Source organism: Roseomonas sp. 18066 (assembly GCF_902706185.1).
Taxonomy (GTDB): domain Bacteria; phylum Pseudomonadota; class Alphaproteobacteria; order Acetobacterales; family Acetobacteraceae; genus Pseudoroseomonas.
Window position 1 is genome coordinate 1 of the sequence record NZ_CACSJM010000144.1, and the last position, 14,593, is coordinate 14,593.

A 14,593-nucleotide genomic window follows, 5' to 3' on the forward strand; every position below is an offset into this window, starting at 1 on the left:
GGCGGGCCGGGATCCTCGGCCACGCTGGCGAAGCGGCCGGCCTGCCAGTCGGCCTTGGCCTGCTCGATGCGGTCGCGGCGGGAGGAGACGAAGTTCCAGAAGATGAAGCGCGGCCCGTCCATCACCGCGCCGCCCAGCAGCAGCAGCCGCGCCCCCTGGGCCCCGGCCGTCAGCGTGATGCGGTCGCCAGCGCGGAACACCAGCATCCGCCCGGCCTCGTGCCAGTCGCCCGCGATCAGCAGCGAACCTTCCAGCAGGTAGACGCCGCGTTCCTCATGCCCGTCCGGCAGCGGCAGTCGGGCGCCGGGATCGAGCGCGGCATCGGCGTAGAAGAGCGGCCACAGCGTCTCGGCCGGCGCGCGCTGGCCGAAGGCTTCGCCGGCGATCAGGCGCAGGCGGACGCCGCCATCCTCCAGCTTCGGCAATTCGGCCGCGGCATGGTGGGCGAAGCGCGGCGCGGTCTCTTCCAGCGCCGCCGGCAGGGCGACCCAGGACTGGATGCCGTAGAGCGGCTGGCGATGCGCCCGGCTGGCCGCGTCGCTGCGCTCGGAATGGGCGATGCCGCTGCCGGCGGTCATCCAGTTGACGTCGCCCGGGGCGATGGCCTGGCGGGAGCCCACGCTGTCGCGGTGCAGGATGTTGCCCTGGAACAGGTAGGTCACCGTGGCCAGGCCGATATGCGGATGCGGCCGCACATCCAGCCCCTGGCCGGTCAGGAATTCCCCTGGCCCCATCTGGTCGAAGAAGATGAAGGGGCCGATCATCCGGCGCTCCTTCGCCGGCAAGGCGCGGCGCACCTCGAAGCCGCCGATGTCGTGGCTGCGCGGCAGGATGACGGCGTCGAGCATCAGGCTTCCTCCGAGGGGGCCAGGACCAGCGCGCCCATCGGCTGCGACGGCGCCAGCAGGTCGGGCGGGTCGCCGCGCAGCAGGGCGGCCAGCAGCTTCAGCGGGCCGGCATGGCCGATGACGACGCTATCGCCGTCGAGCGCCGCATGGAAGGCCGTGACGCGGGCGAGCAGGGCGGCGCCGGATTCACCGCCCGGGGGCGCGAAGTTCGCGACATCCGCCGCCCAGGCATCGAGCGCGGCGCGGGGAATGTCGTCCCAGGGGAGGCCTTCCCAGTCGCCGAAATCCAGCTCCAGCAGGCGGTCGTCGAAGGTGATTGAACGCCCGTCAGCGAGCGCTTCCGCCAGCGCCCGGCAGCGGCGCGCCGGGCTGCTGACGATCGGCGCCGTGTCGAGGCCCGCTTGCGCGATGCCGTCCCGCAGCGCCGCCACGTCGCCATCCCCCGGCGCCAGGTCGAGCCGGCCGTAGCAGAGGCCCGGGGCGATCGCCGTCGGGAAATGGCGGATCAGGGCCGCGCGCATGATCAGGCCGTCAGCGCCAGGTCCATGCAATGCTCCAGCTTGCGCACCACCGCGCGCAGCCGCGGCCGCGCCTCCTGCAGCAGGTATTCCGGCGAGACCAGGAAGGACGGCGCGCCGCAATTCACCACCATCGGCGGCAGCCCGCCGCCGGGCTGGAACCCCATGGCGATGGCGTTCACATCCGGCTGCCAGTCGCCGAAGGAGCAGCAGCAGCCGAATTCTTCTCGCTCGGCCAGGGCGCGCGCGATGGTCGCCTCCAGCTTCGCCGGGTCGCGCGCCTGGGGGATCAGCGCCGCGCGGTCGGCCGGCGTCGCCGCCGCCAGCCAGGCGCGGCCCATGGCGCTGTTGGACAGGGAAATGCGCGACCCCGCCTCCAGGTTCACCGCCACGGCGGCGTCGCCGCGCGCCAGCTCCAGATAGACCATGCCCAGCCGGTCGCGGCTGCCCAGCGCCACGATGCTCTGCGTCTCGGTCGCCAGGGTCTGCAGCAGGGGGCGGGCGATGCGGCGGATATCCAGCCCGCCCAGCATGGCGCTGCCCAGCGACAGCACCGCCATGCCCAGCCGGTAGCGCCCGACCGCCGGCGCATGGTGCAGGAAGCCGAGCTCGGTCAGCGTGTGGGTCAGCCGCGAGACGGTGGATTTCGGCAGGCCGGTGCGGGCGGCGATCTCCTGGTTGCCCAGCAGCGCCTCGCCGCGGCGAAAGCAGCCCAGCACCTCCAGGCCCCGGGCCAGGGCGGTGACGAAATGCCGGTCCTCGCTGGCGGGCAGGGCGTCGTCATCGGGGTCGCGGGGGCGGCGTTGGCGGGGCATCGGCAGGCGTCCGGGATCAGGCGGTGACTTGACGCGCCGCGCGGTTTGCGCGACCGATAGCCACCAAATGCAGAACTGAATTCTGCAGTGCAGAATAAGCGCCGCGGCGCTTGCCAAGCAAGGGGGGAGAGCAGCCATGGCCGGAACCGTGTCCTACCGGGTCGAGGACGGCATCGCCGTCGCCACCATCGACCATGCGCCGGTCAATGCGCTGTCCGCCGATGTCCGCCAGGGCGTGCAGGCGGCGCTGGCCCAGGCGCTCGCCGACGACGCGGTGATCGGCCTGGTGCTGGCGGGTGCCGGCCGCGCCTTCGTCGCCGGCGCCGACATCACCGAATTCGGCCGCCCGCCGGTGCCGCCCGCGCTCGGCGAGGTCATCCTGACGATGCAGGCCAGCAGCAAGCCGCTGGTCGCCGCCATCCAGGGCGTGGCCTTCGGCGGCGGGCTGGAGCTCGCGCTCGGCTGCCATGTCCGGCTGGTCGGGCCGCAGGCGAAGCTCGGCCTGCCGGAGGTGAAGCTGGGCATCCTGCCCGGCGCCGGCGGCACGCTGCGCACGCCGCGGCTGATCGGCGCCGAGCTGGCGCTGCCGATGATCGCCTCGGGCGAGCCGGTGGACGCGCAGCGCGCCGTGGCGCTGGGCCTGGCCGCCGCGCTGGTCGAGGGCGATCTGCTGGCCGCGGCCAAGGCTGCCGTGAAGCAGCTGGCCGCCGGTCCGCTGCCCGCGCCGATCGACGCCGACCGCGGCAAGCTGGACGCCCCCGGCGCCCGCGAGGCTTTCGAGAAGGCGGCCGATGCCCTGGCCAAGCGCGCGGCGGAAGAGCCCCAGGTCGCCGCCATCATCGGCTCGGTGCGCAACAGCTTCGACCTGCCGATGACCGCGGCGCTGCAGGCCGAGCGCGACTATTTCGTGGCGCTGCGCGACGACCCGCGCAGCAAGGCGCTGCGCCATGTCTTCTTCGCCGAGCGCGAGGCCGCCCGCATCCCCGGCCAGCCGAAGGACGCCCGCGCCCGGCCGGTGGCGAAGGCGGCGGTGCTGGGCGCCGGCACCATGGGCGGCGGCATCGCCATGAATTTTGCGAACGCCGGCATTCCGGTGCGGATGATCGAGACCGATGCGGAAGCCCTGGCGCGCGGCCAGAAGCGGATCGCCGATATCTATGCCGTCTCGGTCAAGCGCGGCAGCCTGACCGAAGCGGCGCGGGCGGAACGCCTGGCGCTGATCGAAGGCGCGGTCGGGCTGGAGGCGGCCGCCGAAGCCGACCTCGTCATCGAGGCGGTCTTCGAGGAGCTCGAGCTGAAGAAGGAAATCTTCGCCAAGCTCGGGACGATCACCAGGCCCGGCACCGTGCTGGCCAGCAACACCTCCTACCTGGACATCGACGCCATGGCGGCGGCGAGCGGCCGCGCCGATGACGTGCTGGGCATGCATTTCTTCAGCCCGGCCAATGTCATGAAGCTTCTCGAGATCGTCCGCGCCGAGAAGACGTCGCCGACCGCCCTGGCGACCGCCGTCGACATCGCGCGCAAGCTGAAGAAAGTCCCGGTCGTCGTCGGCGTCTGCTACGGCTTCGTCGGCAACCGCATGCTGTCGCGGCGCACCGCCCAGGCCGAGCGGCTGCTGCTGGAAGGCGCCAGCCCGGCCGAGGTCGACCGCGCGCTGACCGATTTCGGCTTCCGCATGGGCCCCTTCGCCATGGCCGACCTGGCGGGCCTCGACATCGGCTGGCGCATCCGCAAGGCCAATGGCACCCGCGCCGTGGTGGCCGATGCGCTGTGCGAGGCCGGGCGGCTCGGCCAGAAGACCGGGCGCGGCTACTACGCCTATCCGGAAGGCGCCCGCACTGGCCAGCCGGACCCGGAGGTGCAGGCGCTGATCGAGCGCGCCTCGGCCGCGCAGGGCATCACCCGCCGGTCGATTTCCCAGGAAGAGATCACCGAGCGGCTGATCTATCCGATGATCAACGAGGGCGCCCGCATCCTCGAGGAAGGCATCGCAGCCAGACCGGGCGATATCGATGTCGTCTGGCTCTATGGCTACAACTGGCCGGCCTGGAAGGGCGGGCCGATGCACCACGCCGATGCCGTCGGCCTGGCGAAGGTCGCCGAGCGGCTTTCCTTCTATGCCGCGCAGACCGGCGACGAGACGCTGAAGCCGGCGCCGCTGCTGGCCCGCCTCGCCGCCGATAGCCAGGGTTTTTCGACGCAGGCCAAGGCGGCCTGAGCGCCGTGCACCCCTGGCAGGCTTCCTACCCGGCCGAATCCCGCTGGGACGCGCCGATCGAGACCGGCACGCTGACCGCCCTGCTGGACCGCGCCGCGGCCGAGCATGGCGGCAAGCCGGCCCTCGTCTATCGCGACCGCAGCGTCTCCTTCCTGGCGCTGCGGGCCATGGCGGACCGCATCGCCGCGGGCCTGATCGCCGATGGGCTGCAGCCGGGCGAACGGGTGGCGCTGTACCTGCCCAACACGCCCTGGCACCCGGCCTGCTTCTTCGCCGTGCTGCGCGCCGGCGGCGTGGTGGTGCATCTGTCGCCGCTGGATGCCCCGCGCGAGCTGCTGCACAAGATCGAGGATAGCGGCGCCGAGCGGCTGATCACCGTCGATTTCCCGACGCTGCTGCCCAATGCGCTGCGGCTGCTGAAGGAAGGCGGCATCGCCCGCGCCTATCTGGCGCGCGACGCCGAATGGGGCGGCGCCCGCGCCCCCGCCCAGCCCGATTTTCTGCCCCTTCCGCTGGCCGAGCCGCTGAAAGACTGGCCCGGCCTCGGCGAGGACAACCTCGCGCTGCTGCAATATACCGGCGGCACCACCGGGCGGCCGAAGGGCGCGATGCTGACGCATCGCAACCTGACCGCCGCCGTCAGCATCTACCGCGCCTGGCGCGACGCGGAGACGCCGCTGGCGGGCAACCAGCGCGTGCTGGGCGTGCTGCCGCTGTTCCATATCTACGCGCTGTCGGCGGTCTTCCTGCGGCACCTGGCCGATGGCAACACGCTCTATCTCTATCCCCGCTTCGAGGTGGAGCAGGCGGTCGGCGAGATCGAGCGGCACGGCCTGACCAATTTCCCCGGCGTGCCGACCATGTGGATCGCGCTGCTGAACATGCAGGGCATCGGGCTGCGCGACCTGTCCAGCCTGCAGCAATGCTCCTCCGGCGGCGCGCCGATGCCCTTCGAGGTGCAGCAGCGGCTCGAGCACCTTCTGTCATGTCGCATCGGCGGTGGCTGGGGGATGACGGAGACGGCGCCGGCCGGGGCGCGCCTGACCCCCGACGGCCCGCGCCGCGCCGGCATGATCGGCCTGCCGCTGCCCGGCGTCGAGCTGCGCGTCGTGGCGCTGGACGACCCGACCCGCGTGCTGCCGCCGGGCGAGCATGGCGAGCTCGCCGTGCGCGGCCCGAATGTCTTCGCCGGCTACTGGAAGCAGCCGGCGGCGGCGGGGTTCCGCGACGGCTGGTTCCAGACCGGCGACATCGGCTGGATGGACCAGGGCGGCTATTTCACCCTGGTCGACCGGCGGAAGAACATGATCATCTCCTCCGGCTTCAACGTCTATCCGGCCGCCATCGAGCAGGCGGTCTACGAGCACCCCGATGTCGAGGAATGCCTCGTCATCGGCGTCGCCGACGCCTATCGCGGCCAGGCGGCCAAGGCCTTCGTCAAGCTGCGCGACGGCGCGCCCGTCATGACGCTGGAAGGGCTGCGCGGCTTCCTGGCCGAGCGCATCGGCCGCCACGAGATGCCCGCGGCGCTGGAGCTGCGCTCGGCCCTGCCGCGCTCGGCGGCCGGCAAGCTGATGGCCGCCCGGCTGCGCGAGGAAGAAGAAGCGGCGAACGCCGCAACCAACAAGGAAACCGCCCCATGAGGGACGCCGTCATCGTCGCCACCGCCCGCACGCCGATCGGCCGTGCCGCGCGGGGCAGCCTGAACATCACCCATGGCGCGGAAATGGCCGCGCACGCCATCCACCACGCCCTGGCCCGCGCCGGCGTCGAGCCCGCGGCGGTCGAGGAGGTGACGCTGGGCGTCGGCTACCCGGAGGGGGCCACCGGCGGCAACATCGCCCGCGCCGGGCTGCTGCGCGCCGGGCTGCCGGTGGGGACGCCAGGGCTGGTGGTCAGCCGCTTCTGCGCCTCCGGGCTGGATGCCATCGCCGCCGCCGCGCGCCGCGTCATGCTGGACGGCGTCGATGTCGCCGTCGCCGGCGGCGTCGAATCGATCAGCCTGACGGTGCCGAAGGTGGACCGCGCGGCGTCGCGCAACCCGTGGCTGGCCGAGCATGTGCCGCATCTCTACGACAGCATGATCGAGACCGCCGACCTGGTCGCCGACCGCTACAATATTTCCCGCCAGGCCCAGGACGAGTTTTCCCTGGTCAGCCAGCAGCGGACCGCGGCGGCCCAGGCGGCGAACCTCTTCTCCGACGAGATCGCGCCGATGGAGGTCACCTACGCCGTGACCGACAAGGCCACCGGCGAGGTGTCGAAGCAGACAAAGACCTTTGGCAAGGATGAGGGCAACCGCGCCGACACCACGCTGGAGGGGCTGTCGAAGCTGAAGCCCGTGCACGAAGGAAAATTCGTGACGGCGGGGAATGCCAGCCAGCTGTCGGACGGCGCCAGCGCCTGCGTCGTCATGTCGGCCAACGAGGCGAAGCGGCGCGGGCTGAAGCCGCTCGGCATCTTCCGCGGCTTCGCCAGCGCCGGCTGCGAGCCGGAGGAGATGGGCATCGGCCCGGTCTTCGCCGTGCCCCGCCTGCTGCAGCGCCAGGGGCTGACGGTCGCCGATATCGACCTGTGGGAGCTGAACGAGGCCTTCGCCAGCCAGTCGATCTATTGCCGCGACCAGCTCGGCATCCCGGAGGAGAAGCTGAACGTCAATGGCGGGGCGATTTCCATCGGCCATCCCTTCGGCATGAGCGGCGCGCGGCTGGTCGGCCATGCGCTGCTGGAAGGCCGCCGCCGCGGCGTGAAGCGTGCCGTCGTCACCATGTGCGTCGCCACCGGCATGGGTGCCGCGGCGCTCTTCGAGATCTGCTGAAGGAGAAGCGCCATGGAGCTCCGCTACACCCCCGAAGAGATCGCCTTCCGCGACGACCTGCGGAAGACCTTCCGCGAGAAGATCCCGGCCGAGATCCGCAAGAAGGTCAGCGAGGGCCGCCACCTGTCGCGCGACGAGATCGCGACGGCGCACCGCACCTTGCATGCCGCCGGGCTGGCCACGCCCAACTGGCCGGTCGAATGGGGCGGCAAGGAGTGGACGCCCGTCCAGCGCTACCTCTACGTGGAGGAGGTGCAGTTCAACGCGGTGCCGATGCCGCTGTCCTTCAACGTCGCCATGGTCGGGCCGGTGATCGCGAATTTCGGGTCGCAAGCACAGAAAGAAAAATTCCTGCCCGCCACGGCGAGCCTCGACATCTGGTGGGCCCAGGGCTTTTCCGAGCCCGGCGCCGGCTCGGACCTGGCCAGCCTGAAGACCACGGCGAAGCGCGAGGGCGACCACTACGTCGTCAACGGCCAGAAGACCTGGACCACCCTCGGCCAGTATGCCGACTGGATTTTCATGCTGGTTCGCACCGACCCTGCCGCGAAGAAGCAGCTGGGCATCTCCTTCCTGCTGATCGACATGAAGACGCCGGGCATCACCGTCCGCCCGATCATCACCATCGACGGCGCGCATGAGGTCAACGAGGTCTTCTTCGACGACGTGAAGGTGCCGGTCGAGAACCTGGTCGGCGAGGAGAACAAGGGCTGGGACTACGCCAAGTTCCTGCTGTCGAACGAGCGCACCAACATCGCCCGCATCGGCTTCTCGAAGGAGAAGCTGGCGCTGGTCAAGGCGCGCGCCAAGGAGACGCCGGCCGGCGACGGCACGCTGTGGGACGATGCCGATTTCCGCCGCCGCATCGCCATCGCCGAGATCGAGCTGAAGGCGCTGGAAATCACCCAGATGCGGATGGTCGCCGCCCAGCGGCACCGGGCGTCGGACAAGCCGGACCCGACCTCCTCGATCCTGAAGATCAAGGGGTCCGAGATCCAGCAGATGACGACCGAGCTGATGATGACCGTCGCCGGCCCCTTCGCCGCCGCCATGCCGGAGCACTCGCACAACGCGCCGCCGGTCGGGCCGGACTGGGCGGAGGCGGTGGCGCCGCAATTCTTCAACTACCGCAAGGTGTCGATCTACGGCGGGTCGAACGAGATCCAGCGCAACATCATCGCCAAGGCCTTCCTCGGGCTGTGAGCGGGCATCGCCAGGAGAACGACCATGGATTTTGACCTGACCGAGGACCAGCGCCTGCTCAAGGACAGCGTCGACCGGCTGATCCACGACAACTACGGCGACTTCGAGAAGCGCCGCCACCACCAGGCCGACAGCCGCGGCTACAGCACGGCGCTCTGGGCCAAGTATGCCGAGCTCGGCCTGCTCGGCCTGCCGTTCAGCGAGGAGCAGGGCGGCTTCGGCGGCTCGGCGGTCGACACCATGAATGTCATGGAGACCTTCGGCGGCGGGCTGGTGCTGGAGCCCTATCTCGCCACCGTCGTGCTGGGCGGCGGGTTTCTCCGCGCCGGCGGCAGCGCGGCCCAGCAGGCGGCGCTGATCCCCGGCATCGTCGATGGCAGCACCACGCTGGCCTTCGCCCACACCGAGGCGCAGTCGCGCTACGACCTGTTCGACGTCGCCACCTCGGCCCGCCGCGTCGGCTCCAGCTGGCTGCTGAACGGCGCCAAGAGCCTGGTGCTGCATGGCGACAGCGCCGACCAGCTGATCGTCTCGGCGCGCACCGGCGGCAGCCGCCGCGACCGCGACGGCATCTCCTTGTTCATTGTGCCCGCCAAGGCGGCGGGGGTCTCCCGGCGCGGCTATGCCACCCAGGACGACCTGCGGGCGGCCGAGATCGCCTTCGACAGCGTGCTGCTGCCGCAGGACGCGCTGCTGGGCGCGCAGGGTGGCGGCCTCGCCTTGATGGAGCAGGTGGTGGATGCCGCGCTGGCCGCGCTCTGCGCCGAGGCGGTGGGCGCCATGGGGGCGCTGCATGAGCTGACGCTGGACTATCTGAAGCAGCGAAAGCAGTTCAACACGACGATCGGCAGCTTCCAGGCGGTGCAGCACCGGGCGGCCGACATGCTGGTGGCGCTGGAGCAGGCGCGGTCGATGGCGCTCTATGCCGCGATGATGGCGGAGAACCCGGACCCGGCCACGCGGCGCCCGGCGATCGCGGCGGCCAAGGCGCTGATCAACCGCTCGGCCGAGCTGATCGGCAAGGAGGCGATCCAGCTGCATGGCGGCATCGCCATGACGATGGAGTACAAGGCCGGCCACTACTTCAAGCGGCTGACCATGCTGGGCAGCCAGTTCGGCGAGACCGACCAGCATCTGCGGCTGGTGGCCGAAAGCGGGCTGGGCGAGGCCGCCTGACCGACCCGGCCGCGGTTCGCCCGCGGCCGGATTTCCTCGCAAGCGCCGGCGGCCATCGCGCCCTGCCGGCACGGCACCGACCACGCTTGCGTGAGGCGCATTTGCCGGCCGACACGAGGCGGTGAGAACCGGGTCGTGGCCATTCCTCGCCTGCCGCAACCGGACTAACCGGGCAGGGATGACACAAGCCATTTCTCTTCCGGACCGGCCGCTGACCGTGAAGCCGCCGGTCTCCACCCTGCGGGCGTTGTGGATCCTGCTGCTGTGCCTCGCGGGCGCGGCGGGGATCGGCGCCTGGCTGGGGCTGGGCATCGCGCCCAGCCTGCGCACCGACTACCTGATCCGCGACAGCGCGCAGATTTCCAACACCGGCCGCGTGTCGGATGGGCGGTGCCGCACCAAGCTGGTGCTGACCACCTGCGACGTCACCCTGACGATCCGCCCGGATGGCCTGACGCCGATCGAGCGCAGCGCGCATTACTTCTTCGTCGATGCGCATAGCGGCGATTATGACGTGCAGGTCATGTATGACGCGGCGCATCCGGAATGGGTCAGCACTTCGCTCGGCCTCGACATGTTGTGGAACCGGCTGGCCTGCGCGGCGGTGCTGGTCTTCGCCGCGCTGGCGGCTTTGCTGGGCGGGTTGCGCCATTGGTCGGTGAATGCGGCGCTGCGTCGCCGGCTGCGCAGGCAGTTGTCGGGCCGTCGGATGCGGGCGGTGCAGGCGGAGCTGCTGCAGGCCGATAATGGCCGTTGGGTGGTGGCTGACGAGCAGGGCAAGCGCCACAGCTGGACCGTGCCGCCGAAGGCGCGTCCGTTCTTCATGCCGGATGGCGCGCGGGTGCTGGCGGTGACTCCGGTGGATTCGGTTGGCCTGGCCGAGCCGATGGTGTTTCCGTTGGACGAGCAGCTGAAGTGGATCGACCTGACGCCCGCCGAACGCGAGGCCCTGCAACCCGCCTGAACAGACAGAAAAAAGATGGGGGTCCGGGGGAATTCCTTCCCCCGGCCTTTTTTTATGCGGTGACCCGATAGATCGTGACGTCCCTGAAGTCCCGGTCCTCGAGCTCTCGTGTGGTGGGCACGCGCATGGTGGCGATGGGCTGGAGCCCTTGTTTCGGCAGGTAGGCGCGCCCCGGATCGGCGATCAGCACGGTCGCCCCTTCGCTTGCCAGCCGCCGCAGCCAGGGCATGATATGCCCGGTCATCGGCGCTTCGTAGCAGACGTCGCCGGCCATGACGGTGTCCCAGCGGCGCGCGGCGCCGACCACGTCGCCGGTATCGGCCGAGACCTGCACCCCGTTATGCGCCGCGTTCAGCCGGGTGGCCGCGATGGCCAGCGGGTCGATTTCCGCCGCCTCGACCAGGGCGGCCCCGGCGCGGGCGGCGGCGATGGCGGCCAGGCCGCCGCCGGCGGCGAAGTCCAGCACGCGCTGGCCGGCGACGTCGATCGTCCCATCCAGGATCAGCCGCGCCAGCACCTGGCTGCCCGGCCAGGCGAAGGCCCAGAAGGGCGGCTCGATGTTGTGGCGGGCCAGCCAGGATTCGCTGGCCTGCCAGATCGGGGTGATCTCGGTGGCGAGGTGGAGCTCCACCTCCGGCACCAGGGCGGGGCGGGCGAGGGTGGTGTGGGCGGCGATGAAGCCTGCAGCGTCGTCCAGCGTCAGATCCGCCCGAGCAGGAAGGCCAGGCCGACCAGCAGCCCGACCTCGCGGTTGCGCTGGAACAGCGTCAGGCACAGCGCCGGGTCATGGATGTCGAGGCGGCCGATCTGCCAGGCCAGCAGGCCGGCCGGCGCCAGCATGGCCGCGAAGAACAGCGCGCCCAGGCCGGCGGCGTAGCCCGCGCCCAGCAGCAGGGCCAGGGCGCCGGCATAGCAGACCATCAGGAAGGGGCGGGTGTTCTCGCCGAAGCGGCGGGCGGTGCTGCGGACGCCGACGAGGGCGTCGTCCTCGCGGTCCTGGTGGGCGTAGATGGTGTCGTAGCCGAGGATCCAGAGGAAGGCGGCGGCGTAGAGCAGCAGCCCCGGCGCATCCAGCCGGCCGGTGGCGGCGGCGTAGCCCATCGGCGCGCCCCAGGAGAAGGTCAGGCCCAGCACCGCCTGGGGGAAGTCGGTGACCCGCTTGGCCAGCGGATAGAGCGCGACGGGCACCAGCGAGACCACGCCCAGCACCCAGCACAGCGGGTTCAGCTGCAGCAGGATGGCGAGCCCGATGGCCAGCAGCAGGCCGAGGAAGGCCAGCGCCTGCCTGGGCCGCACGGCGCCCGAGGCCAGCGGCCGTCCGGCGGTGCGGGTCACCTGGCGGTCCAGGTCGCGGTCCCACAGGTCGTTGACCACGCAGCCGGCGCCGCGCATGACCACCGAGCCGATGCCGAACAGCACCCCGAGCCACAGCCCGGTCGCCAGGTCGGGGGCGGCCATGGCGAAGGCCCAGAGCGCCGGCAGGAACAGCAGCCAGGACCCGATCGGCCGGTCCAGCCGCATCAGCAGCGCATAGGGCCGGAAGCCGGGGGGGAGTTGCGCGACCCAGCCAAGGGCGCGGATATCGGTGTGCGGAATCACGGTCGTCATTAGCCTCGCCGGAGAGTGTCATGTCCACCCCACGCCTCTATGTCGACGCTGCCCTGGCGGCGGGCCAGGAAGCGCCAGCCTTGCCGGGCCAGGGCCATTACCTCGGCCAGGTCATGCGCAAGCGGGAGGGCGACGCCGTCACCCTGTTCAACGGCCGCGACGGCGAGTGGCAGGCGCGTATCGCCTCGATCAGGAAGGACCGGGCCGTCTTCGTGCCCGAGACCCTGCTGCGCCCCCAGGCGGCGGGCCCCGACCTGCGCCTGCTGCTGGCCCCGGTGAAGCGCGACGCGATGGACTGGGTGGTCGAGAAGGCGACCGAGCTCGGCGTGCGCAGCCTCCAGCCGGTCTTCACCGCCCGCTGCGTCATCGGCCGCGTCAACCTGGAACGCCTGGCCAGCATCGCCCGCGAGGCGGCCGAGCAATGCGAGCGCCTGGACCTGCCGGTGATCGCCGAGCCGCTCGACCTGCACAAGGCCCTCGACGCCTGGGATGGCGCGCCGCTATTGGTCGGCGACGCGCGCGGCAATGCACCATCGCTGAGCGTGGTTCTGGCCGGCCGCCGCCTGCCCGTCGGGCTTCTCGTCGGGCCGGAAGGCGGTTTCACCGACCAGGAGCTTGACGCCGTGCGCCGGCGTCCCTTTGTTTCACCGGCTGCGCTCGGCCCCCGGATTCTCCGGGCCGAGACGGCAGCGGTTTCGGGACTCGCCGTGCTGCAGGCACTGGCGGGCGACTGGGCCGCTCCCTCCTGAGTGTTTTTCTCTATCAGCCAATTCACGCCCGGGCGCTGCCCCGCGCGCAGGCGCACGGAAGGTACGCATGTCCAATCCCGGCGAGGCCGATCTCACGCCGATCACCTCCCTGCGCCAACTGGCCGAGTGGTTCGCGGTCGGCAGCAAGCCGCGCGCCGACTGGCGCATCGGCACCGAGCACGAGAAATTCGGCTTCCGCCATGCGGGCCTCGAAGCCCCGGCCTATGAGCCCGAGGGCATCCGCGCCATCCTGGAAGGCCTCGAGGCGCGCGGCTGGGAGCCGATCCTGGACCGCGGCAACCCGATCGGGCTGAAGCGCGGCAATGGCTCGATCAGCCTGGAGCCGGGCGGCCAGTTCGAGCTGTCCGGCGCGCCGCTGGTCGACCTGAACGGCACCGCGGCCGAGCTCGCCGACCACCTGGCGGAAACCCGCCTGGTCGCCGGGCCGATGGGCATCGGCTTCGCCCCGCTCGGCTTCCACCCGCTGGCGAAGCGGGAGGACATGCCCTGGATGCCGAAGGGTCGCTACGCCATCATGCGCACCTACATGCCGCGCGTCGGCGCCATGGGGCTCGACATGATGCTGCGCACCTGCACCGTGCAGGTGAACCTCGACTTCGGCGACGAGGCCGACATGGTCGAGAAGCTGCGCATCTCCCTCGCCTTGCAGCCGCTGGCCACCGCGCTCTTCGCCAACTCCCCCTTCCGCGAGGGCAAGCCCACCGGGCTGCGCACCCTGCGCGGCCGGGTCTGGACCGAGACCGACCCCGACCGCACCGGCATCCCGGCGGTGGTCTTCGAGCCCGGCTTCGGCTTCGAGCGCTTCGTCCAGCACGTGCTCGACGTGCCCATGTACTTCATCATGCGCGACGGCGCCTGGATCGACGCCACCGGCTCGACCTTCCGCGCCTTCATGAAGGACGGCCTGCCCGGCAACCCGGGCATCGAGGCCACCATGGGCGACTGGGCCGACCACGTCACCACGGTCTTCACCGATGTGCGGCTGAAGCGCTTCCTGGAGATGCGCGGGGCGGACGCCGGCAGCCCGGAGATGATGGTGGGCCTGTCCGCCTTCTGGACCGGCCTGCTCTACGACGACGCCGCGCAGAAGGCGGCGGCCGCGCTGGTCCGCCCCTGGGCGGTCGACGCCCTGCAGGCGCTGCGCGTCGCGGTGCCGGAAGGCGGGCTGACCACCCCCTTCCAGGGCCGCCCGCTGCGCGACCTGGCCCGCGAGGTGCTGGCCATCGCCCGCGGCGGGCTGCGCGCCCGCGGGCTGGGCGAGGAACGGCACCTCGACGCGGTGGATGCCGTCGTCGCCAGCGGGGAAACCCAGGCCGACTACTGGCTGCGGCGCTACAACGAAGCTTGGGGACAGGATGTCTCTAAGATCTTCAAGGAAGCAGCGGTTTAAGGCAGGGGCTCTGCCCCTGACCCCGCCGGGGGAACTGAGTTCCCCCGGACCCCCACATTCATAAGACCGCGCTCAGCACGGCGAGCTCGGCCAGCAGGGCGGAGGCGCCCAGCACATCGCCGGTGTGACCGCCCACCTGGCGAAACGCCAGCAACGCGACCACCCCGCCGACACCCAAACCCACCGCCGCGGCCCACCAGGGCAGCAACACCACCCCCAGCACCACAGCCACCAGGCCGCCGACGAAAAACGCCCAAGCAGG

14 protein-coding genes are annotated in these 14,593 nt (G+C 71.2%); 8 read left to right on the plus strand and 6 right to left on the minus strand.

Going from position 1 to position 14,593, the window contains the following annotated elements:
- From GVN67_RS23220 to GVN67_RS23230, 3 genes are all read right to left on the minus strand, one after another.
- Positions 1 to 848 (minus strand): pirin family protein (locus GVN67_RS23220; protein ID WP_159999711.1); only part of this gene is annotated, 848 nt, incomplete at its 3' end.
- A complete protein-coding gene (locus GVN67_RS23225; protein ID WP_159999712.1) occupies positions 848 to 1,369 on the minus strand; it encodes a histidine phosphatase family protein in 522 nt (173 codons plus the stop codon). The genes GVN67_RS23225 and GVN67_RS23220, both read right to left, overlap by 1 nt.
- A 2-nt stretch (positions 1,370 to 1,371) precedes the next feature.
- Complete coding sequence (locus GVN67_RS23230; protein WP_159999713.1) at positions 1,372 to 2,181, minus strand: IclR family transcriptional regulator; 810 nt, start codon at positions 2,179 to 2,181, stop codon at positions 1,372 to 1,374.
- Positions 2,182 to 2,317: 136 nt separating this feature from the next.
- Between GVN67_RS23230 and GVN67_RS23235 the strand changes: the two genes are divergently transcribed.
- The 6 genes from GVN67_RS23235 (at position 2,318) to GVN67_RS23260 (ending at position 10,563) form a co-directional block, all read left to right on the plus strand.
- Positions 2,318 to 4,402 (plus strand): 3-hydroxyacyl-CoA dehydrogenase NAD-binding domain-containing protein, encoded by a 2,085-nt coding sequence (locus GVN67_RS23235; RefSeq protein ID WP_159999714.1) that lies wholly within the window; start codon positions 2,318 to 2,320, stop codon positions 4,400 to 4,402.
- Between the two features lie 5 nt (positions 4,403 to 4,407).
- On the plus strand, positions 4,408 to 6,045 hold the full coding sequence (locus GVN67_RS23240) for an AMP-binding protein (RefSeq protein ID WP_235035436.1): 1,638 nt from the start codon (positions 4,408 to 4,410) through the stop codon (positions 6,043 to 6,045).
- Positions 6,042 to 7,220 carry an acetyl-CoA C-acyltransferase gene (locus tag GVN67_RS23245; protein WP_159999715.1) on the plus strand — a complete coding sequence of 393 codons (1,179 nt, stop codon included), beginning with the start codon at positions 6,042 to 6,044 and terminating at the stop codon, positions 7,218 to 7,220. The genes GVN67_RS23240 and GVN67_RS23245 overlap by 4 nt, the downstream gene beginning before the upstream one ends.
- A gap of 12 nt (positions 7,221 to 7,232) precedes the next feature.
- Positions 7,233 to 8,423, plus strand: coding sequence for an acyl-CoA dehydrogenase family protein (locus GVN67_RS23250; protein ID WP_159999716.1), 1,191 nt, complete (start codon positions 7,233 to 7,235; stop codon positions 8,421 to 8,423).
- Between the two features lie 24 nt (positions 8,424 to 8,447).
- Positions 8,448 to 9,599: an acyl-CoA dehydrogenase family protein gene (locus GVN67_RS23255; protein ID WP_159999717.1), complete on the plus strand. Its 1,152-nt coding sequence runs from the start codon at positions 8,448 to 8,450 to the stop codon at positions 9,597 to 9,599.
- A gap of 178 nt (positions 9,600 to 9,777) precedes the next feature.
- The gene (locus tag GVN67_RS23260; protein WP_159999718.1) at positions 9,778 to 10,563 is read left to right on the plus strand and encodes a hypothetical protein; all 786 of its coding nucleotides are present in this window, start codon (positions 9,778 to 9,780) and stop codon (positions 10,561 to 10,563) included.
- Between the two features lie 52 nt (positions 10,564 to 10,615).
- On the opposite strand, the gene GVN67_RS23265 is transcribed toward GVN67_RS23260, so the two are convergent.
- Positions 10,616 to 11,260 (minus strand): methyltransferase, encoded by a 645-nt coding sequence (locus GVN67_RS23265; RefSeq protein ID WP_159999723.1) that lies wholly within the window; start codon positions 11,258 to 11,260, stop codon positions 10,616 to 10,618.
- Between the two features lie 2 nt (positions 11,261 to 11,262).
- Positions 11,263 to 12,171 (minus strand): 4-hydroxybenzoate octaprenyltransferase, encoded by a 909-nt coding sequence (gene ubiA, locus GVN67_RS23270; RefSeq protein WP_159999719.1) that lies wholly within the window; start codon positions 12,169 to 12,171, stop codon positions 11,263 to 11,265.
- A gap of 20 nt (positions 12,172 to 12,191) precedes the next feature.
- Between ubiA and GVN67_RS23275 the strand changes: the two genes are divergently transcribed.
- Both GVN67_RS23275 and GVN67_RS23280 read left to right on the plus strand, forming a co-directional pair.
- Positions 12,192 to 12,920, plus strand: a complete 729-nt coding sequence (locus tag GVN67_RS23275) for a 16S rRNA (uracil(1498)-N(3))-methyltransferase (RefSeq protein ID WP_159999720.1) — start codon at positions 12,192 to 12,194, stop codon at positions 12,918 to 12,920.
- 67 nt (positions 12,921 to 12,987) lie between these two features.
- Complete coding sequence (locus GVN67_RS23280) at positions 12,988 to 14,331, plus strand: glutamate--cysteine ligase (RefSeq protein ID WP_159999721.1); 1,344 nt, start codon at positions 12,988 to 12,990, stop codon at positions 14,329 to 14,331.
- A 58-nt stretch (positions 14,332 to 14,389) separates the two neighbouring features.
- On the opposite strand, the gene GVN67_RS23285 is transcribed toward GVN67_RS23280, so the two are convergent.
- Positions 14,390 to 14,593: adenosylcobinamide-GDP ribazoletransferase (locus GVN67_RS23285; protein ID WP_235035437.1), on the minus strand; the 204-nt coding region annotated here is incomplete at its 5' end.

Bases quoted from the DNA above. Each gene is read 5' to 3' on its own strand.
- GVN67_RS23225 (WP_159999712.1), bottom strand. From the start codon at position 1,369: ATGCGCGCGGCCCTGATCCGCCATTTCCCGACGGCGATCGCCCCGGGC.
- GVN67_RS23230 (WP_159999713.1), bottom strand. From the start codon at position 2,181: ATGCCCCGCCAACGCCGCCCCCGCGACCCCGATGACGACGCCCTGCCC.
- GVN67_RS23235 (WP_159999714.1), top strand. From the start codon at position 2,318: ATGGCCGGAACCGTGTCCTACCGGGTCGAGGACGGCATCGCCGTCGCC.
- GVN67_RS23245 (WP_159999715.1), top strand. From the start codon at position 6,042: ATGAGGGACGCCGTCATCGTCGCCACCGCCCGCACGCCGATCGGCCGT.
- GVN67_RS23250 (WP_159999716.1), top strand. From the start codon at position 7,233: ATGGAGCTCCGCTACACCCCCGAAGAGATCGCCTTCCGCGACGACCTG.
- GVN67_RS23255 (WP_159999717.1), top strand. From the start codon at position 8,448: ATGGATTTTGACCTGACCGAGGACCAGCGCCTGCTCAAGGACAGCGTC.
- GVN67_RS23260 (WP_159999718.1), top strand. From the start codon at position 9,778: ATGACACAAGCCATTTCTCTTCCGGACCGGCCGCTGACCGTGAAGCCG.
- ubiA (WP_159999719.1), bottom strand. From the start codon at position 12,171: ATGACGACCGTGATTCCGCACACCGATATCCGCGCCCTTGGCTGGGTC.
- GVN67_RS23275 (WP_159999720.1), top strand. From the start codon at position 12,192: ATGTCCACCCCACGCCTCTATGTCGACGCTGCCCTGGCGGCGGGCCAG.
- GVN67_RS23280 (WP_159999721.1), top strand. From the start codon at position 12,988: ATGTCCAATCCCGGCGAGGCCGATCTCACGCCGATCACCTCCCTGCGC.